Here is a 3,100-nt window from a genome sequence, read left to right as displayed (position 1 = left end):
CCGGCGTCCATCTCATCCACCGCCGGCCGACGTTCCGAGCCGCGCCGGCGACGGTGGCGGCGCTGCACGCGGCGATCGAGGGCGGGGCGGATCACGCTCCATGCCCCGAGCCAGCTCGCGGCGCTCCACGGCACCGACGGCGTGCTCGCCGAGGTGGAGCTGCGACCGATCGGCGGCGACCCGCACGCCGCGACCCGCATCCCGGCGGATGCGCTGCTCGCCTTCTATGGCCTTGCCACGGATTTCGGCGCGCTGGAGGGCTGGGGCATCGGCACCGACGGGCGCGGCATCCCGGTGGATCCCGCCACCATGGGAACCCGCCGGCCGGGCGTGTTCGCCATCGGCGACGTGGCCGCCTATCCCGGCAAGCTGAAGCTGATCCTCACCGCCTTCGCGGAGGGCGCCGCGGCGGCCCACGGGGTGCGGCGCCATCTGTTCCCGCAGGAAGCCTTCCATTTCGAGCATTCCACCACGCGCGGCGTGCCCCTGCGCGCCGCGCCGGCATCGGAGGCCTGACATGCGCCCGCTGCCTCCGCGCGCCCGCCCCGCCTCCTGCCGCGCCGCCTGCGGGAGGCGCCCATGGTGAAGGTCACCCTCCACGCTCCCGGCGCCGCGCCGCAGGTGCTGCATCTGCCGGAGGGCCTCTCGCTGATGGAGGGCCTCAGGAGCGCGGGCGTCCCATCACCGGTGACTGCGAGGGGAGCCTCGCCTGCAGTTCCTGCCATGTCTGGATCGACCCGGACTGGCTCGGCCGGCTCGATCCCCCCGCGGCCGAGGAGGAGGATCTCCTCGACGTCGCCTTCAACCTGTCGCCCAGCTCCCGCCTCGCCTGCCAGATCCGCATCGATGCGCGCTCGACGGCCTCGGCCTAAGCCTGCCCCGGGCGCCGGAGGAGGCGCCATGACTCCTACCCCCGCTCCCACCACCGCTCCCACCACAGCCCCTGTCCCCGCTGCCCTCCATGGAGTTTCGCCATGAACGCTCCCGTCCGCCTCGAACCGGCCGCACCGGATGCGGCGCTCCTCAACGACTGGCACGTCGTCGCCTTCTCGCGCGACGTGGTGCCGGGCGCCATCGTTCCGGCGACGCTGCTGGGCGAGGACCTGATCCTGTGGCGCGACAGCGCCGGCACGATCTATTGCTGGAAGGACCTGTGCATCCACCGCGGGGCGCGGCTTTCCAAGGGCTGGATCGTCGAGGACCAGGTGGTGTGCCCCTATCATGGCTGGCGCTATGACGGCACCTCGAAGTGCACGCTCATTCCCGCCGCGCCCGACCAGCCGCCGCCGCTCAAGGCCCGCACCTTTCCGCACCCGGTGGTGGAGCGATACGGCATGGTGTGGACCTCGCTCGGCCAGCCGGCGCACGACGTGCCGGTGTTTCCAGAGTGGGACGACCCCGCGTTCCGCAAGTTCAACACCGGCCCCTACCCCTACGACGCCAACGGCTACCGGGCGGTGGAGAACTTCATCGACGCGACCCACTTCCCGTTCGTCCATGCCGGCCTGAACGGCGTCGAGGAGGCGCCCGACAAGGTGGAGGACTACAAGGTGTTCGAGGACGAGACTGGGCTCAGCACCAGCCCGATCCGCGTGTTCCAGCCCTATGGAGACCACCGCCAGGTGCCGGTCCATGCCTCCTACGTCTATCGCTGCTTCCGGCCGCTGGTGGCCTACTTCTCGAAGTCGGTGACCATCGCCGACCCGCATCGGGCCCATCTGGGTGCCCCGGGCGACCGCTTCTGCACCTTCCTCGCCGCCCAGCCGGTCGACGAGGTGCACACCATCGTGCGCCTGTGCGTCGCCATCAATTTCGGCGCCGAGCTGACGCAGGCGGACATCGAGCGGCGGCAGGACACGGTGTTCGGCCAGGACCGCGCCATCGTCGAGACCCAGCGCCCCGAGCGCATCCCGGTGGACCTCAGGGCCGAGATTCACCATCGCACCGACAAATTGGGCCTCGCCTACCGCCGCTGGCTCGGGGCCATGGGCCTCACCTACGGCACCGCCTGAGGGGGCGCCCATGGCGATCGTCGTCACCGAGGCCTGCAACGGCTGCCGCTACACCGAGTGCGTCGCGGTCTGCCCCGCCGGCTGCTTCCATGCGGACGAGCGCATGGTCTACATCGACCCGGAGACCTGCATCGAGTGCCGGGCCTGCATCCCGGTCTGCCCGGTGCAGGCGATCTATGACGAGGAGGACCTGCCCGGCGCGCTCGCCCCCTGGGTGGAGATCAACGCCGCCCGGGCGCCGCTGCTGCCGGCCATCGAGGAGAAGCTGACACCGCTCAAGGCGGGGGCGGCATGAGGGCGCCCCGCGTCGCCGTCGTCGGCAGCGGCCCGAGCGCCTTCTATGCCGCCGAGGAACTGCTGAAGGCGGGCGTGCTGGTGGACATGATCGAGCGCCTGCCGACGCCGTTCGGCCTGGTGCGCAGCGGGGTCGCGCCCGACCATCCGAAGATCAAGGCCATCACCGCCGCGTTCGAGAAGATCCTCGCCGCGCCCGGCCTCGCCTTCTACGGCAATGTGGAGGTGGGCCGCGACCTCGACGTGCGCGAACTGGCGGCACTCTATGACGGCGTGGTGCTGGCCTGCGGCGCCAGCACCGACGCGCCGCTCGGCATCGAGGGCGAGGCGCTGCCGGGAAGCCTCGGGGCGGGCGCCTTCGTCGGCTGGTACAACGGGCATCCCGATCATCGCGACCTTGCCGTGCCGCTCGACGCCGAGCGGGCGGTGGTGGTGGGCAACGGCAATGTGGCGCTCGACGTGGCGCGCCTCCTGCTCAGCCCGCCGGAGCGCCTCGCCGCCACCGACATCGCCGCCGCGGCCGCCGCCGCGCTGGCGGCAAGCCGGGTGCGGGAGGTGCATCTTCTGGGGCGGCGCGGGCCGGTTCAGGCGAGCTTCACCCCCGCCGAGCTGCGCGAGTTGTGCCGCCTCGACGGGCTCGCCGTCCACGTGGCACCCGAGGATCTGGAGCTGGAGCCGGCCTGCCGGGCGGAGCTGGACCTGCCGCACGCGGACAATGCCCGCAAGACCATGAAGCTGCTGCACGAGATCGCCGCCGCGCCGCCCCCTCCGGCGGCCCGGCGCCTGCACCTGCA

Annotated in this window: 5 protein-coding genes; all 5 read left to right on the top strand. The window is 72.1% G+C overall.

The annotated features are described in order from the left end of the window. The coding region (locus AC2W7M_RS22770; protein WP_486135138.1) for an FAD-dependent oxidoreductase at nt 1-516 on the top strand (516 nt) is incomplete at its 5' end. Beyond that, on the top strand, nt 504-872 hold the full coding sequence (locus AC2W7M_RS22765) for a 2Fe-2S iron-sulfur cluster-binding protein (protein ID WP_486135139.1): 369 nt from the start codon (nt 504-506) through the stop codon (nt 870-872). The genes AC2W7M_RS22770 and AC2W7M_RS22765, both read left to right, overlap by 13 nt. 102 nt (nt 873-974) lie before the next feature. Continuing rightward, nucleotides 975-2,012 carry a Rieske 2Fe-2S domain-containing protein gene (locus AC2W7M_RS22760; RefSeq protein ID WP_486135136.1) on the top strand — a complete coding sequence of 346 codons (1,038 nt, stop codon included), beginning with the start codon at nt 975-977 and terminating at the stop codon, nt 2,010-2,012. 10 nt (nt 2,013-2,022) lie between these two features. After that, on the top strand, nt 2,023-2,307 hold the full coding sequence (locus AC2W7M_RS22755; protein WP_486135134.1) for a ferredoxin family protein: 285 nt from the start codon (nt 2,023-2,025) through the stop codon (nt 2,305-2,307). Further along, nucleotides 2,304-3,100, top strand: a 797-nt coding sequence (locus AC2W7M_RS22750; RefSeq protein WP_486135132.1) for an FAD-dependent oxidoreductase, incomplete at its 3' end; no start/stop codon positions are given. The genes AC2W7M_RS22755 and AC2W7M_RS22750, both read left to right, overlap by 4 nt.

Source organism: Xanthobacter sp. BG11Y11_SDJG, assembly GCF_057364445.1.
This window is presented reverse-complemented; position numbering and strand designations above follow the sequence as displayed.

Bases quoted from the DNA above. Each gene is read 5' to 3' on its own strand.
- AC2W7M_RS22760 (WP_486135136.1), top strand. From the start codon at position 975: ATGAACGCTCCCGTCCGCCTCGAACCGGCCGCACCGGATGCGGCGCTC.
- AC2W7M_RS22755 (WP_486135134.1), top strand. From the start codon at position 2,023: ATGGCGATCGTCGTCACCGAGGCCTGCAACGGCTGCCGCTACACCGAG.